Source organism: Aminobacter sp. P4_D5, assembly GCF_056401815.1.
This window is the reverse complement of the sequence record NZ_JBFUIP010001005.1, coordinates 1-603: the sequence shown is the minus strand read 5'-3', so window position 1 is coordinate 603 and position 603 is coordinate 1. Positions and strand designations below refer to the sequence as shown.

The following is a 603-nucleotide window of genomic DNA, read 5'->3' as shown; positions in this document are numbered from 1 at the left end:
CGTCCACGTCGCCAGCGGCTTCCACGGCACGGCCGGAGGTGGCCAGCACGTTGAAGCGCACGAGCCGGTCCATGCCCGCGATGCCGATGGCCGAGAGCAGGCCGCCGATCGTGGTCGGGATCAGCGTCACCAGCAGGGCGGAGAGCACCACCACCGAGGCAGCCGCGCCGCTGTAGCTGGAGAAGCCGACCAGCGTGGCGACGGCGATGACGAAGATGATCGTCATGCCCGCCAGCAGGATGTCGAGTGCGATCTCGTTCGGCGTCTTTTGGCGCGAGGCGCCCTCGACCATGGCGATCATGCGGTCGAGGAAGGTGCTACCGGGCTCGGCGGTGATGCGGACCAGGATCTGATCGCTCACCACGAGCGTGCCGCCGGTGACGGCGCTGCGGTCACCGCCGGCCTCGCGGATGACCGGCGCGCTCTCGCCCGTCACCGCGCTCTCGTTCACGCTGGCGATGCCTCGGACGACCTCGCCATCCGAGGGGATGATCTCGCCCGCCTCGACCAGCACATGGTCGCCACGGCGCAGCTCCGAGGCGTTGCGCGGGGCTGATATGGCGAGGTCGTCCGGGTTCGGGACCCAGCGCGCCACCGTCTCGC

At 70.3% G+C, this 603-nt stretch carries 1 protein-coding gene; it reads right to left on the bottom strand.

The window, feature by feature from the left end; all coding sequences use genetic code 11:
* A partial coding sequence (locus AC1DWF_RS36340) for a P-type ATPase actuator domain-containing protein (protein ID WP_476843294.1) occupies window positions 1–603 on the bottom strand: 603 nt, incomplete at both ends.